This is a genomic window from Asaia krungthepensis NRIC 0535 (assembly GCF_025995175.1).
GTDB classification, from domain to species: domain Bacteria; phylum Pseudomonadota; class Alphaproteobacteria; order Acetobacterales; family Acetobacteraceae; genus Asaia; species Asaia krungthepensis.
On the sequence record NZ_BAPV01000008.1, the window covers coordinates 11,862 to 31,176 of the forward strand.

General features: G+C 59.6%; 15 protein-coding genes and 2 tRNA genes. 6 read left to right on the top strand and 11 right to left on the bottom strand.

All coding sequences use genetic code 11. The features are described 5' to 3' along the window. Window positions 1–66 precede the first annotated feature (66 nt). Complete coding sequence (gene ruvX, locus AA0535_RS05595) at window positions 67–534, top strand: Holliday junction resolvase RuvX (RefSeq protein WP_264814935.1); 468 nt, start codon at window positions 67–69, stop codon at window positions 532–534. Here ruvX and AA0535_RS05600 read toward each other — a convergent pair. From AA0535_RS05600 to AA0535_RS05625, 6 genes are all read right to left on the bottom strand, one after another. Continuing rightward, window positions 492–1,586 carry a LacI family DNA-binding transcriptional regulator gene (locus AA0535_RS05600; protein ID WP_264814936.1) on the bottom strand — a complete coding sequence of 365 codons (1,095 nt, stop codon included), beginning with the start codon at window positions 1,584–1,586 and terminating at the stop codon, window positions 492–494. The two genes, ruvX and AA0535_RS05600, sit on opposite strands and share 43 nt — an antisense overlap. 57 nt (window positions 1,587–1,643) lie before the next feature. Continuing rightward, window positions 1,644–2,669, bottom strand: a complete 1,026-nt coding sequence (locus tag AA0535_RS05605; protein ID WP_264814937.1) for a rhamnose ABC transporter substrate-binding protein — start codon at window positions 2,667–2,669, stop codon at window positions 1,644–1,646. A gap of 108 nt (window positions 2,670–2,777) precedes the next feature. After that, complete coding sequence (locus tag AA0535_RS05610) at window positions 2,778–3,839, bottom strand: ABC transporter permease (RefSeq protein ID WP_264814938.1); 1,062 nt, start codon at window positions 3,837–3,839, stop codon at window positions 2,778–2,780. After that, a complete protein-coding gene (locus AA0535_RS05615; RefSeq protein WP_264814939.1) occupies window positions 3,836–6,628 on the bottom strand; it encodes an ATP-binding cassette domain-containing protein in 2,793 nt (930 codons plus the stop codon). Before AA0535_RS05615 ends, AA0535_RS05610 begins: the two co-directional genes overlap by 4 nt. A gap of 1,026 nt (window positions 6,629–7,654) precedes the next feature. Beyond that, a complete protein-coding gene (gene mqo, locus AA0535_RS05620) occupies window positions 7,655–9,133 on the bottom strand; it encodes a malate dehydrogenase (quinone) (protein ID WP_264814940.1) in 1,479 nt (492 codons plus the stop codon). A 317-nt stretch (window positions 9,134–9,450) separates the two neighbouring features. Further along, entirely contained in the window at window positions 9,451–10,371 is a 921-nt protein-coding gene (locus tag AA0535_RS05625; protein ID WP_264814941.1) for an N-formylglutamate amidohydrolase, read from the bottom strand. Between the two features lie 85 nt (window positions 10,372–10,456). On the opposite strand from AA0535_RS05625, the gene AA0535_RS05630 reads away from it, so the two are divergent. Beyond that, window positions 10,457–10,531 (top strand) — tRNA-Val (locus AA0535_RS05630). A gap of 1,640 nt (window positions 10,532–12,171) precedes the next feature. After that, window positions 12,172–13,164, top strand: coding sequence for a bifunctional enoyl-CoA hydratase/phosphate acetyltransferase (locus AA0535_RS05635; RefSeq protein WP_264814942.1), 993 nt, complete (start codon window positions 12,172–12,174; stop codon window positions 13,162–13,164). A gap of 146 nt (window positions 13,165–13,310) precedes the next feature. Here AA0535_RS05635 and AA0535_RS05640 read toward each other — a convergent pair whose 3' ends face one another. Beyond that, window positions 13,311–13,598, bottom strand: a complete 288-nt coding sequence (locus AA0535_RS05640; RefSeq protein ID WP_264814943.1) for a hypothetical protein — start codon at window positions 13,596–13,598, stop codon at window positions 13,311–13,313. Between the two features lie 213 nt (window positions 13,599–13,811). Then, window positions 13,812–15,020: a mechanosensitive ion channel family protein gene (locus AA0535_RS05645; protein ID WP_264814945.1), complete on the bottom strand. Its 1,209-nt coding sequence runs from the start codon at window positions 15,018–15,020 to the stop codon at window positions 13,812–13,814. Window positions 15,021–15,208: 188 nt separating this feature from the next. On the opposite strand from AA0535_RS05645, the gene AA0535_RS05650 reads away from it, so the two are divergent. Next, a tRNA-Met gene (locus AA0535_RS05650) sits at window positions 15,209–15,283 on the top strand. A 54-nt stretch (window positions 15,284–15,337) separates the two neighbouring features. Beyond that, window positions 15,338–16,201: a glycosyltransferase family 2 protein gene (locus tag AA0535_RS05655; RefSeq protein WP_264814946.1), complete on the top strand. Its 864-nt coding sequence runs from the start codon at window positions 15,338–15,340 to the stop codon at window positions 16,199–16,201. 16 nt (window positions 16,202–16,217) lie between these two features. Here the strand turns inward: AA0535_RS05655 and AA0535_RS05660 are convergent, their stop codons facing one another. Both AA0535_RS05660 and prmC read right to left on the bottom strand, forming a co-directional pair. Beyond that, window positions 16,218–16,622: a DUF4167 domain-containing protein gene (locus AA0535_RS05660; RefSeq protein ID WP_306310223.1), complete on the bottom strand. Its 405-nt coding sequence runs from the start codon at window positions 16,620–16,622 to the stop codon at window positions 16,218–16,220. A gap of 253 nt (window positions 16,623–16,875) precedes the next feature. Beyond that, the gene (gene prmC / locus AA0535_RS05665) at window positions 16,876–17,757 is read right to left on the bottom strand and encodes a peptide chain release factor N(5)-glutamine methyltransferase (protein WP_264814949.1); all 882 of its coding nucleotides are present in this window, start codon (window positions 17,755–17,757) and stop codon (window positions 16,876–16,878) included. 32 nt (window positions 17,758–17,789) lie between these two features. Here prmC and AA0535_RS05670 point away from each other — a divergent pair, with 32 nt between their 5' ends. Continuing rightward, entirely contained in the window at window positions 17,790–18,230 is a 441-nt protein-coding gene (locus AA0535_RS05670) for a hypothetical protein (RefSeq protein ID WP_264814950.1), read from the top strand. Window positions 18,231–18,250: 20 nt separating this feature from the next. Here AA0535_RS05670 and prfA read toward each other — a convergent pair whose 3' ends face one another. Continuing rightward, window positions 18,251–19,315, bottom strand: a complete 1,065-nt coding sequence (gene prfA / locus AA0535_RS05675) for a peptide chain release factor 1 (protein WP_264814951.1) — start codon at window positions 19,313–19,315, stop codon at window positions 18,251–18,253.

Below are 19,315 nucleotides of genomic sequence, written 5' to 3' on the forward strand. Positions count from 1 at the left end.
GACTTTCCTGAAAGTGAGCGGATAATCCCGAGTGTCCAGAATTTCGCGAGATCATAACGCCTTCCCATGACTCTGTTCAATCCATACGCCCTGCGCGACGCCCTCCCCTCAGGTGCTCGGTTGCTCGGGCTCGATCCAGGCCAGAAGACGATCGGCCTCGCCTTGAGCGATGTCACGCTCATGCTTGCCTCGCCTTATCTGAGCCTCAAGCGGAAGAAATTCGGGGAAACCGCGGACGAGATCGGGCGCATCGTGCGCAAGGAAGGGATCGGGGGGCTGATCTGCGGACTGCCGCTTTCACTGGATGGCAGTTTCGGCCCTGCGGCCCGCTCAGCCCAGGACTGGATGACGGAGCTCTCCACCCGCCTCGGCCTTCCCGCCTGCTGCTGGGATGAGCGGCTCTCCTCAAGCGCGGTCAATCGCTTCCTGATTCAGGAGGCCGACATGACGCGCAAGCGTCGCGCCGAAGTCGTGGACAAGATGGCAGCAGCTTACACGCTGCAATCCTGGCTGGATGCGACCAAACCCGAATGAGCCTGCCTCACCCGGGCGCCCTCCGGGGATGATGGCTTCATAGGCGCGCCGCAAGAATCGCGTATGACGAGCTCAGGGGCGAAGACGCGCGTCTGCGGCGGCGCGGCCGGTGTCTCCATTGCCTGATCCAGCAGGGTGAGCGCGGCCTCGGCAATTGCCTCGACCGGCTGACGGACCACGGTCAGGCGGGGCTGGAAGCAATCCGCCCATTCGAAATCGTCAAACCCGACCACTGCCATCTGCTCGGGCACCGACAGCCCATAGTCGCGGATCGCCTGCATCACCCCGATCATCGCATGATTATTTCCTGCCATGATCGCGCTGGGCGGCTTCGGCGCCGCAAGCAGTGCGCAGGTGGCGCGTCGTGCGGCCGCAACATCGCTTGTCCCGGTCACGATCAGTCCCGCCACAGGCGCGGCTGCCGCCTGCGCACAGGTCCGAAATGCCGCTACACGCTGCGTGGTGGAAGCAATGAGGGGCTGCCCCGCCACGAGAGCGATGCGCTCATGCCCGCGACGACGCAAATGATCATACAAGAGGGTGATCCCAAGAGCATTATCGCATCCGGCCTGACTGAAAGCGGGCGCAATCAGCCTGTCGACCAGAACACTCGGCATGTTGTTGCGGGCGAGATATTCCAGCGTGGGCCAGGGAGCACAGACGCCTGCAGGGGCCAGCAGAATTCCGTCCACACGTCGACGATGGAAGGATCTGATGATCTCGATCTCCCGTGCAGGGTCCTCGGCCGTATCGGCCAGAAAGACCATCTTGCCCCGCGCCGATAGCCCGCGGACGATCGCCCCCACCAGATCGATGAAATAGGGATTGGACACCGCCGCCAGCGCCACGCCAATCGTGTTGGTCTGCCCGCCGCCACGCGCGAGCTGCCTGGCGAGGCTGTTGGGCACGTAGCCGGTCTCGGCTATGGCCGCCTCAACGGCTGCCCGTGTTTCCGGTTGAACATGGCGCGTATTGTTGACGACATGAGAGACCGTTGAAACCGCCACATTGGCCCGGCGGGCGACATCCGACATCGTAACCAGGGCGGTCACTCCCCTCCAAAGGCGCCCCCGTCCCAATACCGCAGGACCGGGGCCGCCCTCCCCGTCTCAGAAGGGGAATTCATCCACATTGGCGGGCGTTGCTACCTTGGGCGGACCAAGCAGGACGAGCCCGTCTTTTCCGACCGTGTACGAGCCGAGATGCCCCGCCGTAAAGGTCGCCCCGGCCTCTGGCTTGAACTTGCATTGTGCGAGACCCTGAGCCGCGTAATAGGAGAGATAGCCAAGGTCAGGCACGTTCCACCACACATCGGCCAGTGAACCGTCCTTGACGTATTTCTTGACGAGGCTCACCGGACCGAGGCCGGAAAGCTTGATCTTCCCTGAGAGCCCGGCCTGATCGAGGGCGCGTGCGGCCGCGGGCAGACCGATCCCCGCCGGGACGATGATGCCCTTGAGATTGGGAAAGGCCTGAACCAGAGCGAGAGTCTGCTGCTGGTTGATCTGTTCGCTCTCCTGCCCGTAGGCGACCTGGACCAGCTTCATCTTCGCAAATTTCGGGTCGCTCGCGATGGTCTGCTTCATGTTCGCGATCCAGCGATTCTGGTTCGTCGCGGTCGGAGTGGAAGACAGGATGGCAAATTCACCATCGTAGTTGATCGCCTTGCCCAGGCTTTCGAGCATGCTCTGACCCAGGAGTTCCGATTGCGCCTGATTGATGAAAATCGAACGTGCCTTGGGTGCCACGTCGGAATCGTAGGTGAGAACCCATACGTTCTGGGCCTGAGCACGCTTGAGTGCTGGCGCCAGGGCGTTGGCGTCATTTCCCGAGATTACGATGGCATCCACGCCCTGCGTCACCATGTTGTTGATGAACGCGATCTGGGCCTCGGCAGTCGCCTCCGAAGGGGCCTGCAGCACGATCTTGCCGCCGATCTCCCCCTGTGCCTTTTGGGCGCCTGTATTGGCGGATTGGAAAAAGGGATCCGTATCGAGCTTGGGAATATACCCCACCGTCACCGGGCCTTTGCGGCACTCGGCGGCTTGTGCCGTGCCCCCAAGCGCGAGGGCCAGAGCGGCGACACCCGAGAGGCAGGCCATACGTGAAGCGGTACGGAAAGAGAAAAGAGACATGATCTTCTGAACCTTGTCAGAGCGGGAACGAGAGAGAGAAATGTCCTGAACGGGCCGAGAGGCGGGCGACTGATCAATGCGCCCCGAAGGCCCGGCACCAGGCCCAACCTAGGAGGCGGGCTCTGGCAGTACCACCTCGGGTGGCGGCGGTGGGGCCCGGCGCCGTGCCGCATCGAGACGCGTCTGAAATACGCCCCCAAGCAGCAGCGACAGAATCAGGAGCAGCCCGATGGAAATGCCCTGTGCATTCCCCCCTACCCCTTCCAGGCCCAGCACATCGCGCAGCAGGGCTACTAGAATCACCGCCCAGATCACACCTGACAGGCGACCGCGCCCACCAAAGACGCTGATCCCGCCCAGCAGGGCCATGGTGATGATCTCAAGCTCGAAGCCCTGTGCGTTATTGGCGCGCGCATTGGAAAGCCGCGCCGTGAAAACGATCCCGGCAATGGCGCAGACCAGACCGGAAAGAGTGAACAGCCATAGCCTCAGGCGGTCACTGCGAATGCCCGAATAGCGGGCCACCTCGGGACTGCCGCCGATTGCATAGATGCGCCGCCCGATAGCTGTACGATGCAGGACGATCGCGAAAATCGGAGCGAGGATCAGAAAAGGCAGGATCGTCTGTGGAATGGCGGCGGTGAACAAAGGCGCAATGCCGAAATCCGTCAATCCATCGGGCAGTTCATTCACTGAGTTCGCGCCCAGAAGCACGTAGCCCAGCCCACGATACAGCCCCATTGTTCCCAACGTGACCAGCAGCGATGCCAGGCCGAGCCGGGTGACCAGCCATCCATTGAGCGCACCGCAAAGCGCGCCTGCCAGAAGCACGACCGGTATAGCGCCCATAAGCGGCCAGCCTGATTGAAGCAGCACGCCCAAAATACAGCTCGTCAACGCCAGGATACTAGCCACGGAGAGGTCGATCTCGCGCACGATCATCAGCAGCGCCATGGGCAGGACGATCAGGGCTTTTTCCGAAACCAAGGCGATGGCCTGGGAGAGATTGAAGCTGGTTGCAAAGCGCGGCACGAAAACCACTGCCAGCATGAGCGCAATGAGGGTGATAATGCCAAGCCCCGTATCCCAGCTCGCAAAATCGCGCAGAGAGATTTTTGGGGAGCGTACAGCTCCGGCTTTCCTGCCCTGCAGGGAAAGGGACGCACTCATGATACGGCTCCGATCTGTGCGGATGTCGGGAGAGAGGACGACGCGCGTGGGGTCTGTTTTCTGTCGGGTCCCTGTTGGGCTGCGCGGTGCGTGACCGTACGAGTGGCCCGCCGGGAGACGAAGGCATCGAGCGCGATGGCCAGCACGATGACAAGGCCGTAAACCCCCTGCAGCCAAAGCGGATTGACACGAACCAGTGTCAGACCGTTCTGAATGGCGAGAAGCAGAAGTGCGCCAAGAATGACACCCGTGATCGTGCCGACACCGCCCCTGATCGCTGTGCCGCCTACGACGACAGCGGCCACCACGGTCAGCTCGTACCCATAAGCGACACGAGCATCGACCACGGCATAACGTGACGCCCAGAGTGCGCCGTCGAGACCGGCCAGGAGCCCCGAAGCGATGAAGGCCATCAGCACGAGGCGTTCGCGCCGGATGCCGATCAGGCTGGCCCCATCCGGGTTGGACCCGACGGCAAAGAGCTCGCGGCCCGTTGCGCTGCGTTTCAGGAAGAAGGCCAGAGCGGCCATGACCAGCGCCGCCAGAACGAGAATACCCGGGATACCGAGAACATGGCCGCCTGTCATATCGAGCCATGACTGAGGCACCTGCTCGGAGCTGATCTGGCGTCCCCCGGCAATCAGGCTGTTCACGCCGCGATAAAGCGAGAGTGTTCCCAGCGTCACCACAATCGAGGGAACCTTGCCATAGGCCACGACCAGACCGTTGGCGAGACCGCAGCCTGCCCCGACCAGACAGGCAATCATCACCGCCAGAGCTACGGGCATATGGGGGAAAAGCCGGAGCGAGTCTGCCGCCATATAGGCCGAAAGCCCGATGACCGACGCCACGGAGAGGTCGATATTGCGCGTGATCATCACGAGCATCATGCCAGCCGATGCAATCATCAGCAGAGCCAGATCCATCCCCACCGTTTCTATATTGGCGAGTTGCAGCATGCGCGGGTTGATCAACGCCGCCGGAATGATCACTGCCATAATAGCCGCGAGCAGCCCGAGTTCACGCCCCAGCAGCCAATGCCGCCCGGCAGGGCGTGGATTCGTGGCCGGGTCGCGTCGTGCAGCGATCACGGCTGTGCTGTCTTCTATCGCATATTCTGCCAGAGGCTCGGTGTCCGTTGCCGGAATGCGACTTTGCGGCAGGGATAGATCGGTTTCGAGTACGACGGGCCTTGCTGCCCCGGCATCTGTCGCGGCAAGGAGAACGGCTTCCTGCGTGGCGAGCTCGCGTGGCATGATGGTGGAGAGATGCCCCTCGCGGAACACAGCGACATCGTGGCACATGCCCAGCAATTCGGACATGTCGGATGAGATCAGAATGATGGCCATGCCCTGACGGGCCAGATCGGCAATCAGGGCATGCACCTCGCTTTTGGCGTTGATGTCGATGCCCTGGGTGGGCTCATCCAGAATCAGCACACGCGGCCCGGTTGCGAGCCATTTCGCCAGCACGACTTTTTGCTGATTGCCACCCGACAAGGTTCGCACGGGCTGATCATAGGAGGAGAAGCGCAGTCTCATGCGCTCCAGAGGATTCGCGACAAGATCGAGTGTTTTATCCCGGCTCACCAACCCGTTTCGCGTGGTCTGGGGCAGAACCGAAAGCGCCGCATTGTCCAGAATGGAAAAATCCATGACCAGGCTTTGTCCGAGCCGGTCTTCCGAGACATAGGCGATCCCTGCCTTCATCGCCTCGCTTGCGCTTGCGAAAGTGATTTCACGACCGTCCAGCACGATATGGCCCGCACTGGCGCGGTCGATCCCGAACAGCACACGTGCAACCTCGGTCCGCCCCGCGCCCACCAACCCGCCAAAGCCGAGAATTTGCCCCTTGCGCAGACCGAAAGACACATCAGCGAAGACACCCTGACGGCATAGACCCTCGACGCGCAGGATCTCGTCCTGACCAGGCGGTGAGAGCGGAGGGTAGAGATTTTGCAATTCGCGACCGATCATGAGCTGGACGGCGGTGTCCGGGTCAATCGTCGCGACCGCCCCCTCCCCAACCTGACGCCCGTCGCGCAGCACGACGATACGATCGGCAATACGATAGACTTCCTCCATGCGATGACCGACGAACATCATCGCTACGCCGTGATGCTTGAGGTCATCCACGACTGCGAAAAGCTTCTCGACTTCACCACGAGAGAGCGAGGCCGTGGGCTCATCCATGATGAGCACCTTGGCATCGACCGACAAGGCGCGGGCAATCTCGACGAGTTGCTGCTCCGATGAGCGCAACAGACCCAGCAGACGGTCAGGCGGCGCGTCCAGCCCAACGATTCTCAGCAGGCGCACGGCCTCACTGTCGATACGGGTGCGATCAAGCGTATGCAACGCGGTGCGCGGCATATGCCCGATGGCGATATTCTCGGCGATCGTCAGATCTGGAAACAGGCCGGGATGCTGGTGCATGACCGCCAGCCCGCGGGTCAGGGCGTCCTGCGGAGAACGCAGGACGATATCCTCCCCCCCGATCCGCACGGTACCCGTATCAGGCCGATGAACGCCGGCGAACATCTTGACGCAGGTGCTCTTTCCGGCGCCGTTTTCGCCCAGCAGGGCGACGACCTGACCGGGATAGAGCGCGAAATCAGCATGAGCCAGGGCGACGACCCCGCCGAATACCTTGCTCACACCGCTCAGCGCAGCGGCCGGTGCTGGCATTTCCTCGGGCTTATGACGCTCGGACAGCGGCGCGGCGCGTTGATGGATGCTCGATGGAGCGGCGTCGTGTGGAGCCACGGCCGGATGTGCGGTGTCAGCCATTGGAATACTCCGATCAGAGGCCGATCCATGCCCGAAAAACGCCCTGCATGAGCGTGAGGCAGAAGCCCAAGCTATGAAGGCGCAAGCGCTTGCGCAAGCGCTTGTCTACGAATATCACACATAATTGTTTTCTGATAACATTAACGCGTGACGCCCTTCTGTTCCCCGAACGGCAAGGCATCGGGGCCGAGGATGTAGGGAACGTGCACGGCCAGTTTTTGCGGGACAAATAAGACTGCGTCTGGGTCTTGTGCCTGCAAGGCGCACACTGAATCTCTAGCCCGCAGTGATGAGGACACAAGGTGATCTGGAGTTATTCCCAAGCCGGGGCGGAAACACATATCGAGGGGGTGAGTGCGTCTTCTGACAGCGCGAGAATGCGCCGTTTGCGCCCTAATACCGACCGTCGAGGAAGCAATGAGGCTTGCCAAGACTGATTAAGCAACTGGTGAGTCAGCCGTGAATTTCACCAGCCAATCCTGAGCTGCGGGCGAAACGGACCCACCTTTCCAGGCGGGCTTTTCGGTGAATGTCTCGACGTGAGTGCACTGTCCAAGCTTCAGGATCCGGATGCGTTTCAGCCATTGGTCGGACGCTCCGGCGATACTTCAGCGGCGGGATCGGTATCGCTGCCCACCGCCACCGAGATACCAACAGGCCCCCTGCGGTACCCCTGCCCTACGCGGACCGGTCGGAAAATCACATGGTCGATGTGATGCACACACAACAGTAGCTGCCGGAGGGCTAACGTATCATGCTAGGAGTGTCATCCTGCGCATGGGCCCTCGTCATCCTCATGCGTCGGCAATGCTTCTTGCTCAGCATTCTTTCCAACGCCAAGCTGCGGTTCCGCTCGTAGCCCTGACTACGCCGGAAAACCGTGGTTCGACGAAGCGGTCGCAACATGCAACTCCGTGCGCCGCAACGAACAGTGATGCTCCCACCCTATGACAATACGGTCGCCTCATGCACCTCATTGAGAGAGGGCTTCCCTGTAAAGGCGTCCAGGCGCATCTGAGCCGCGCCTCAGATCCCCAAAATCGTCCCTGTCCGCTCCCGGATTGCGCGGCAGACAGGCTCATCCTTCCGCAGATCGACCCCATAACTCGGGATGATTGTCTTCAGCCTTTCCTGCCATTCCGGCAAGCGGTGGGCGAAGTTTCTGGTAACGACCTGCAGCGCGACCGATGCTGCAATCGACGCACCCGGGGAGGCACCGAGCACCGCTGACAAAGTGTGATCCTGTGTACTCAGCACCTCGGTACCGAATTTCAGGGTGCCGCGTCCGTTTTCAGTCTTGATGATCTGCACGCGTTGCCCGGCCACAGCCACACGCCAGTCATGTGTGCGGGCTGCCGGGTAGAACTCACGAAGTGCTTCGAAGCGCGCCGATTTTTTCTGCAGGACCTGACCGATCAGATAGCGCACGAGATCGCGGTTATCGACCATCACGTCGAACATGGCCTTGGCGTTATCAGTCGTGATGGATCGCGGCAGGTCGCTCCAGCGACCCGATTTGAGGAATTTGGTTGTGAAACCTGCGTAGGGCCCGAACAGCAGATAGGGCCTGCCTCCAATGATCCGGGTGTCGAGATGAGGCACTGACATTGGGGGCGACCCCACAGCGGCCTTTCCATAGACCTTGGCACTATGGCGCTGACAAAGGTCCAGATTATCAGCATGCAGGAACAGGCCGCTGACCGGGAAACCGGCATAGCCATGCGCTTCCGGCAAATCCGCACCCTTGAGCAACTCCAGGGCAGCGCCCCCGGCACCGACAAACACGAAACCGGCAGAGACGACCCTACTCTCTCCCGTCTGCATGTTCTGAACGCTTACATTCCAGCGGCCATCAAATGCGCGGTCCAGAGCGGTTACCTTGTGACGATAATGCAGGCTCACGCCGTCTTCGTCGCGCAGCTTCTCGAAGAGCGTTCGGGTCAGTGTGCCGAAATCGACATCCGTGCCCTGCTCGACCCGGGTGGCGGCAACAACCGTACCGGGCCCACGGCGGGCCATCATCAAGGGTGCCCATCCGGCAATCTCCGAAGGGTTTTCGCTGTACTGCATGGTGTCGAAGCAATGATGACGCACCATCGTCTCGTATCGTGCCTTCAGAAAGGCGACGTTTTCTTCCCCCTGAACGAAGCTCATGTGAGGGCAGCGCCGGATGAAGCTGTCTGGCCGCTCAATCCAGCGTTTTTCGACCAGATGCGCCCAGAGCTGACGTGAAAGATCGAACTCTGTATTGACGTCGAGTGCTTTGGTCATGTCGATGCTGCCATCGGCACGGCGGGAGGTGTAGTTCAGCTCGCAATAAGCTGCGTGACCTGTCCCCGCGTTATTCCATGCCTCCGAACTCTCCCTGGCGCAGGATTCGAGAGATTCGAACATCGTTATGGTCATTGACGGGTCGAGCGACCGTATGAGGGAGGCGAAACTCGCACTCATGACGCCTGCCCCGATCAGGACAATATCGGGACGTTCTTGGCAGGTCTGGGTCATGAGGCATCTCTTCCAGTCTTGTGACAAATCGGGCGGCCCGAGGCTGACTTATCAGTCAGGATGAGACGCACCTGCTTCTTGAAACACAGCTTCATAGCATCAATCGAGCCCCTCTCCCCGGGAATCAGCCGGAGTTGATCATGAGCGGCGCGAAAGATAACGCTGCGCGCGTTACAACGCTCGGGGGCGTTTCGAGTAACGGTCAAAGAATATGGCTTCGACCATGGGCGCGCCTGACCCGTCTAGACCATTTTACTGAGGTGCGTCGCCGCTGACGCACAAGGTCATCCCAGACAAAGAGCGCGAGGGATGACGCCTCACCCTTGCTCGTCAGCCGATTGCTGCTTGCTATGCCTTGCGGCTCTGGAAACATCAGGCAGGGTCCACGCCACCTCGGCGAGAGCAGGAACGAGCCTTCTGAATGTTTCACGAAGGGCCGTGAAGCCGGCTCCGGGGGTAACGGTGGTCTCATCGAGATAGAGGCCACGACTGATCTCTACCTGTATCACATGAACATGGCGCAAGGGCGCCCCATAACGTGCCGTGATGTATCCCCCGGCATAAGGACGGTTCCGCCCGGTTGAGAGGTTCTCCGCAGAAAGCTGTCTCGCGAGATTATCGACAACCTCGCCGGCGCAACTCGACCCGTGCAGATCGCCCAGAACGATATCGGGCAAACGGAGATGGGGCAGAACTGGCATAGAATGCAGATCGAGCAGGAGGCAGGTGCCGAATGTCGCGACACACCGGGCGATCATGGCCTCCAGAGCCTCATGATAGGGCAGCCAGTAACGGGTGACACGGTCATGGGCTTCCGCAACGGATAATTGCTGACGATAGATACCACGCCCAGGCCCCGCCACGCGCGCCATCATACCTAGACCGCTGCGTACCTTGGCCGTGTTGGTCAGGCTTCCCTCAGGCAAGGCTTCGCGAAACATGCCCGGATCGAGCTCCCAGGCATACCGGTTCACATCGCAGAAGGCGCGCGGAAAATTGGCGCAGAGCAAGGGAACACCTAAATCAGGCGCCGTATCGAACAAGAGATCTACATAGGCATCTTCGCTGCGCCGAAGCGAAAGCAGGTCGAGCCGTGACTGGCGAAGGAAAGAATCAGGGTAGAGGCGGCCCGAATGGGGCGAGGCCAGAACCAGCGGTGATACAGGCTCCGCATGATCAAAGAGAGAAAAAGCACTGGAAACACAATGCTCTGGATCAGGCAAAAGGCCGCTGGACATTTTTTTTCCGCTTTGGTGATTTTTTTAGAAAACCCATCTTGCCAGCCCCGTCAACGCCCGCTAAAACGCCGCTCACGGACCGGATGGGCGCATAGCTCAGCGGTAGAGCACTACCTTGACATGGTAGGGGTCACAGGTTCAATCCCTGTTGCGCCCACCATCCGGTCCGTCGAATAATCTCCAAAAAGATCAAATAGTGCCGCGATTGTTCCTTCAGTCGTGATAACGCCTTGCCCGCGAGCCCCTCCCGAATTGGGCCTCCAGCCGCGAGAATGGACGCCAGTCGGCCGCAGCAAGAAAACGTTCCACCCCGCCTGAGCCATACATAAGCGGGGCGCACTCGCGTCCGATATCGCATCGATCCTGCCAGGCGGCACCGGGGAATGCACGCGCTCCCTCCGGGACTGTCCTCCAAACCAGACGGACAAACTGTTGTCAAAAAGGAGCGTCATCTGCCGGGTGTTATCCGCATTATCGACGCTTCCCGAAACCAAAATCCTTACGCTGGTGCGCGCGCGGATATAGTGACCACGCTATCACAGCCCTGGATGTCGTCATCCCCAGTGGAGAGCGTCGCCCCGCACAATTCTCCCCAGACTTGCACTGATCTGTGCGCTGAGCGCGTACGCGGGTGGCGTTGCGCACGATCCAAGCACAAGCGAGTGAAAAAATCTTCTGATATGTAATATTATGTAACACACCAACTCTGCACGGGGAAAGAAAGCGATTCACCGCTCCAAGATGAAGAAAAAGATAAAATACTCTGCCGTTATCTGAGGGAACATAAGCGCAATATTAACGATAATACGTCTATCTACGACAAATTCACGCGAGAGCGTGGCCACATATTACAAAATAAATCGCTTCACTCGTTGCCCCTTACCTCGCGGCCGAGCGGGTCGCTATCTTGTCTGTACCGTAGGAAAACCAATGGCCCCAGTGGAGGTAAGATTATTTGCCCCTATCGTTTCTCGGCGCCAGGAGTTTCATTCCGTAAGAGACTTTTTCGTACGTCGTAAAAAAACTTGCGTATGTATCGTCAAAATTCGTTAACTGCCCCAGACACCTCTTTGTGAATAAAGTTACATTTTGTATGCGGAGCCCCATGTTCAAAAATTCTCTTCTCATACTCGCCGCCCTCAGCGTGTGGGCTGTGTCCTCGTTTTTGAGCAGCATGGGCGTTCCTGGCATCGCGCAGGTCACTGATGTAATGGATCTCGGCGGGGAAGCCCTGTTTGCGAGTGGGATCCTGTTCATTTTCATCCGTATGGCTCTGGGATCGCACCGTGCAAGCATTGCCAGCCGTTCTATGAACCACCCCCGGTAATTCCGGCAAATTACTTAAGCCGAACTCCCGCCGGGAGAATGGATAAAGTCGCGATCGCAACGTGGGCCGGAACGACGCCTTAAGTAACTCGAGCATTGAGCTCTCGCATTGGCGTCAGTGGAGACATCGATCATCTGGGGACGATCTCACCCACCGATCGATAGCCATCCGTCGGTTCGTATCCTGGTGCAAGACGGGTAAAAAAGGCGATCAGACAGGTCGCTCGCGTATTTCCTCAAGAAAATCTGAACGAAATTTCCCCCCGTGCAACGCGTTGTTGCGCGCCTGATCCCGGCAGATAGGCTAGACCCGCACATACTCCCGGACGCGAGACCCGGCATGCGCGGCAGTGACCCCTTCGTCTGACCGCCCTCGGCCCTGTGACGATCCGGGGAATCCCCCGTCAGGCGACAGGTGATACCCTCACCGATCGGCCCGGACGCCATGGCATCATGCCGGAGGAACGAATCGTCATGTCGAGCATCGTGCACACCGACCCCAGAACCGCTGACGCACCGGATCTGACGCGCGTATTTCCAGACGCCCATATACTCATGCGCGATCTTGTCGCCCGTGCGGCCAAACTTGGGCCGGTTCCTTACGCGATCATATGGCCGTGCAGCAGCCACGCCCTCGGGGGCGCAGTCGAGGCGGCCCGCTATGGCCTGATCCTGCCTATCCTTGTTGGCGATCGGGAGTTGATCCAAGGCATTGCCCGGGAGGCCGATCTCGATATCTCCGGGATGAGGATCGAAAACGCTGCGAACCCTGCAGCGGCGGTCGCTCAGGCCATTGCCCTGGTGCATGCCGGCGAAGCGCATGGCCTGAGCAAAGGCAGTCTGCATACGGACACCTTCATGGCCGGTGTCATCAAGCAGGAGAGTGGACTGCGTACGAAACGCCGCATGAGCCATGTCTTCTGCCTGAATGTGCCCGATTACCCGGATCTCCTGCTCGTTTCCGACGCCGCCATCAATATCACCCCCGATCTGATAACGAAGCGCGATATTGTCCAGAACGCCATCGATCTGCATCACGCCCTGGGACTGGGCACGCCACGCGTCGCCCTGCTTTCGGCAGTCGAGACAATCAACACAAAAATTCAGGGCACGCTCGATGCTGCCGCATTGTGCAAAATGGCGGACCGCCAGGAGATCACCGGCGGGATTCTCGATGGCCCCCTCGCGATGGATGTGGCTGTGAGCGCGGAATCGACCCGGATCAAAAATGTGACGTCCGAGGTTGCCGGCAAGGCGCAGATCCTCGTGGCCCCGGACCTCGAATCAGGTAATATTCTAGTCAAAAGCCTCGCATTTCTCGGCAAGGCGGCAACATCCGGCATCGTTATGGGGGCCAAGGTTCCCGTGTTACTTACCAGCCGCGCAGATGATGCAACAGCACGCCTCGCCTCTGCAGCGATAGGGGCGCTCTACGCCCATTATCTCGAGAGCAGATCGAAAAGATAATCAACCAGTATGACCCTGGCGTTGTGGGGCGCCAGGGAAAGGCAACACAGCGCCAAAAAACAGACTCAATGGTGCTGTGGCCTGATGTCGCACCTCGCCAGAATCATGCTCCGACGAGACGATGCTCCTCGGCATGAACACAGGGCTCAGAGCCTCGCGGCGAGCCAGCCTTCCTGGGGCACATCGAAGCCGTGCCAGGCAGCAGCTCCCATTTCCATGCTGTTATGGGGGACATATTTCATGACCATGAGTTTCGATCCCTCCGGCAGCAGCTTTGCGAGAACGTCACGCAGGTCGGAGATGATCAGGTTCGACGAAACGATCCAGAAATTGTCAATTTCGTGAAAGCCTTCGCTGAAACTTGCGAGCTTCTGCTCAACCGCATCATAGGTCTCACCGGGGATCTTGTCGTAGGCAACGAGGTAGGTGGTCAAATCATCGGACTCCAGTTTTAACGGCCATTCCGGCCAGCAAACGGTTTTTGACAGTTCCTTGCTCAGGCACCGTCAAAAATGTGACCGTTACGTGAAATATTTGCCATAGACGTGCCGCGTTTTGCGTATTTCTCCCTCATCAGGAGGCACGATCCATGACCATTTTTGAAATTCATTTCCGCGCTCTGAGTCTTTGGTTGCGGCAATTCATGCTCAGAGATCAGCACCTCCCCGGGGCATGACACTCCCCGGGCCCATGTATGAGCCCGGTGGCGGCCGATCAATGACCGGGGAAATCGCCTCGGCACTGGGCCAGGCCTCCTCCCCCGGGCGCGGTGGGACCATGGCAAAGCGCGAGCGGGGAAGCGCCTCAGGGCACTCCGCCCTCATGCGCATGATGATCTTCTCCCGGATATCGCAGCGCAGATCCCAGCTCTGCAGAGCGTTACGAGCGCTGGCGATGATACGGATTTTCAGGGTTTGTGCGTCGCAATCGGCCACCTGACAATCGAAAACCTTCCCGTCCCACAAAGGACAGGTCTTGATGATCTCGTTTAGAAACCCGCGGATTGTATCGATCGGAGCCTCATAATCGACGTAGAGAAACACGACACCAATGATCGCAGCCGAGTTATGCGTCCAGTTCTCGAAACGGTTTTCGAGAAAATAGGAAATCGGGACGATATGGCGCCGCCAGTCCCATACGCGGAGCACGACATAAGTCGAAGTGATCTCCTCGACCCACGCCCAATCGCCATTGATGATGATCAGATCTTCCATACGAATAGGCTGCGTGATGGCGATCTGCACACCTGCAAGAAGATTGGTCAGCAGGCCGCGCGCCGAAAGACCGACGATCAGTGAGGCCGCACCGGCCGAGGCGAATAGCGAAACGCCATATTGTCGCACCGAGTCAAATGTCATCAAGGCAGCGGCGACCGTGACGATACCCACCAGAATCTCGGTAAGCCGGCGAAGCACCCTGATCTGGGTCTGATGCGTTCGGATCATGATGTCGTCGCTATGATCGCGCGAGGTAATTCGCTGCAGATACGCTTCGGTCATGATCCGGAAAGCGACAATCGCGGCGTAGCCGACCATCAGGATACCGATGAAAAGCAGCAGCTTCTGCAGGAGCTGCGTAGTCTCCCAGGTGAAGCCCGAAGCCGCAGGCAAGGCGGAAAGCAATACGGCCAGAACGACCATCACGCGCACAGGCCGACGCATGGCCAGAATGATCTTGCGCAGAACCGCGTCCTCGCGGTTGCCGAAGATGCGCAGGATGATCACTGACACGAGCTTGCTGGCATAAAAGGCGACGGTCGCCAGCACGAAGAGCATGAGAATGGAGACGAGCTGCGCAGGCAGCCAGTCGAAATAGGAACGCAGGGCGAAAAGTGAGCTCAGAAACTGCTGCTTCAAACTGGAGATCCGGATCCTTGGGAGGGATGGGTCGTACCGGGCTGACGCCCGGGCATCATGGGATAACCCCTTGGGATACAATGCCACAGAGTATGGACTGCGTAAAAACACGAAGCACCAAAAAACCTCGCAGCGGAGTGTTGACACATCGGCCCAACCCTTTTAATTCCACGCCCACCGGTCGCGATGGCGGCGTAGCTCAGCGGTAGAGCAGGGGAATCATAATCCCTTGGTCGGCGGTTCAAATCCGTCCGCCGCTACCATCCGACCGGTATTCCCACATAGACACAAACCGTTTCGCTGCGTAGACATCGCTCATGAGAGCGCCCCTCGCCGTGGTCACAATGGTCTATAACGAGCCCGTGTTTCTGCCGGTCTGGCTGCGCCATTATGCGTCCCAAGCGGGGATGGCGGCATGTCATGTCATCGATCATGGTTCGGATGACGGCTCGACCAACACCCTCCCCTGCAACGTCCTGCGCCTTCCGCGTTCCCCCCAGGACGATGCACGGCGCACCCGGATGATCGGTCTGTTCTGCGCCAGCCTGCTGGAATGGTACGAGGCTGTCATTTATTGCGACGTGGATGAGATCCTCGTCGCCGACCCTGCCCTATATGGTTCTCTCGCCGAGCTCAGTCAGGCATGCCCGGCGCCCTGCCTGACTGCAACTGGCTTCGATCTCCTGCATCGCATCACGACAGAGCCTGCGCTCGATTTCAGCGCGCCCATTCTTACACAGCGCAGCGCGCTGCGCTTTTCCGCGGCCATGTGCAAGCCATGCCTGATCAGGGAGCCCGTCACGTGGTCGCCGGGCTTTCACAGCATCCGTGAGGCCCTGCCCAACCCTGACCCGGCGCTGATGCTGTTCCACCTGCGCTATTGCGATCTCGATGAAGGGCTCAACCGCCTCGCGCGGACGCGGGCGCAGCCCTGGTGCAACGAGGATGCAGGCGCGCATCAGCGCATGGCTGATGAACCTTGGCGAGAGATGCTTGGGAATATGGCGGGGCTTCCGTTCGAGCCCGCTACACTTGGCGAGGAGGACCCTGCCCTCAAAACCTGGCGTCAGCGGCTCATCCGCGAGGGCAAGGAACGGGCACAAGACCCGTATCCCATCGACCTTGGCTTGTCCGGCGACAAGCTATGGGCTGTGCCGGATCGCCTCAAAACACAATTCTAGAAACCCGGGAATCGCCTTATTCAGCGGTTTCCTCAACAGCTTCCTCGCTCTCGTTTTCGGCCGACCCCTCGTCTTGGCGTCGGTCGTCCTGATCATTATGCGCGCGTGCACGTTGCTGATGACGCTCCTGGCGCTCCATCTGGCTCTGCTGCGCGGCCTGGGTCATGGCGTTGAGAATGCGGAAATAATGCTCGGCATGCTGGAAATAGGCTTCAGCCAGGATGCGATCACCCGTCCCGGTCGCGTCACGACCAAGCTGCAGATACTTCTCGAAAAGCTGCTGGGCCGTGCCACGCACGCGCATATCCGGACCGTTGCTGTCGAACACGTGGTTGCGGTTCAAGGGCGTCTGGCCATTCGAATGACGCGACCCGCCACCGCTCGGACGATGGTGACGGCTTCTCATACGTTTCATGTTCATGGATCCGCGTAGCACTTTCGTATTCGCAATCCCGACCCGCTTGCAGCGGGATGCGGCGCGATTGCAGGGAATGAATGACCCTTGGTTTGTCTCTAGCTGGCCGGATGACATGATCAGGCCATAAATCCGCTCAGCCTGATCATACTGATCACTGCACGATTGCGGAAAACAGTTCGTCTTGTCGGTGCATGCACCGGTGACCGCGACGGACCGATCAAAGGAAACTAGCAAGTTTGGCGCGACCTGCCAATCATTATTCGTAACCCGGACTCAGAGCGCTGTCCTCCCTCTCGAAGCATAAGGCCCTGATAATGCCGCCAAGATCAGCGCGGGCCTCACACAGCTTCAGCCCCTTCTCCTGTGCGATCCTCGTCACGTCCCTCTCTTGCCCCTGGCCAATCTCGAAGATCACTAAACCGCTCGGAGACAGATAGTCAGATGCCTCGGTCAGGATTGCGCGATAGGCGTCCAGACCATCATTCCCTCCGGCCAGAGCGCGAGACGGCTCATAATCCCGTACCTCCGGCATCAGTCCGGCGATCTCGCCAGCCGGGATGTAAGGCGGGTTGCTCAGAATGAGATCAAATTGCCCCTTCAGAGCAGTAAACCAGCTTCCTGCAAGAAACACACTGCGCGTCCCGAGCCTGTTGCGCGCGGCATTACGCAAAGCAAGACGTGCAGCTTCGGGGGCGAGGTCAATGCCCACGCCGAAAGCCTCCGGATACTCACTCAGGGCCGCCAGCAACAGACATCCCGTTCCCGTGCCAAGATCGAGTATCGTCCTGACAGATGCCCGGTCCGGTCGCAGAGCGAGCAGAGCCTCGATAAGGGCCTCGCTATCCCCACGCGGGATGAGCGTTGCCTCGGAAACACCGAGCGTCAGGCTCCAGAACCCCGTCTCTCCCTCGATCATGGCCATGGGTTCCCGCCGGCAACGCCGCTTCACAGCTGATATGAGCCGCTCTCGGACGTCCTCCGGAATGGTGTCACGCGTCAACAGCCCTGCCGCGTCACAACCGAGCGCCCAGCAGGCCAGACGACGCGCTTCCATCCTGGCGGACTCGATTCCGGCCTGAGCGAGCGCCCTTGCCGTGTCATCGAGCACTTGTTTGAGCGAGACTGGATTTGCGCTCACCTGTTTCTCCTGAATCGGCCTATAAAACAGCCATGAGAAAGATCGTCTTCCTGCTCGCCGGGCTGTTCGGCGCGCATCCTGCCCTGGCCCTTGCCGAAAGCTTCACAGTCACGGATGACCGGGCGCCCATCGAGATTTCCGAGGTGTCGCGTCTCTATATCGACGGAACTTTGGCGGCGACATTCCGGCTGGATGACAAGACCCCGAGCCTGACCAAAACAATCGAGATCCCGTTGGGCAGGATCAACCATCATTACGCGCTGTGCGGCCAGATTACGGTCATCAACCCCGAGGGACGGGCCGAGACGCATCAGGTCAGCAGTGAAGGCACGCTGAACCGCCCCGAGGGGCATCACCTCCTCGCTTTGGGCGACGAAGGCTTCACCGATTTCTTTCTGCGTGATCCCAATGACCCGGAAATTGCCAAGCATCATCCCGGACATGCCGAAATCTGCGCCTCGCCTGTCAGCTGATCGACGCAGCGCAGCAAGGATCAATTCAGCCCTTCTGCTGCAAGCAGGGCTGTCTGCTCCTCCTGCGTCAGTGCATCGATGATCTCATCGAATTCGCCCAGCATCACCCGGTCAATCTTATGCAGGGTCAGATTGATGCGGTGATCCGTCACCCGCCCCTGCGGAAAGTTGTAAGTGCGTATCCGCTCCGAGCGATCGCCGGTGCCAACCTGAGATTTACGGTCGGCCGCGCGGCTGGCATGAGCCTGGGCGCGCTGCATCTCGTACAGGCGCGCGCGCAGGATCTTCATGGCTTTTGCCTTGTTCTTGTGCTGGCTCTTCTCTTCCTGCATCGCCACCACAATGCCGCTGGGCATATGCGTGATACGCACGGCGCTTTCGGTCTTGTTGACGTGCTGCCCACCGGCACCTGAAGCGCGATAGACATCGATACGCAGATCGCCCTCGTCAATCGCTACATCCACCTCTTCAGCTTCGGGCATGATAGCGACCGTCACTGTTGAAGTGTGAATACGCCCCTGGCTCTCCGTAGCGGGAACGCGCTGCACGCGATGCACCCCCGACTCATATTTCAGTCGGGCGAAGACAGAGCGACCGGACACTGTGGCAACGCCTTCCCGTAGTCCGGAAAGGTCGCTCTCGTCATATTCCATGATCTCGAAACGCCAGCCATGCAGATCGGCAAAGCGCTTATAGGCGCCGAAGAGTTCAGCCGCGAAAAGTGCGGCTTCATCTCCACCCGCAGCGGGACGGATTTCCAGAATGGCGCTGCGCTCATCCGCCTCGTCACGCGGCAGCAGGGCAAGACGCACCTGTTGATGCAAACCACCAAGCTGGCGCTCGATGACCTCGATTTCACCCTGTGCGAGCTCGCGCATCTCGGGGTCGTCCAGCAAAGCCTGCGCGTCCTTATGCGCCGCCTCCGCCTGTCGATAGGCAAGAATGGACGACACGACCGGCTCAAGTTCGGCAAATTCGCGCGACGCCCGTACGAAATCCTCACCCTGCATCTCGCCGCTGGACATCATCGCCTGCAGTTCATCCGACCGGGCGACAATACGCTCCAGCCTGTCGTCCAGTGCCAC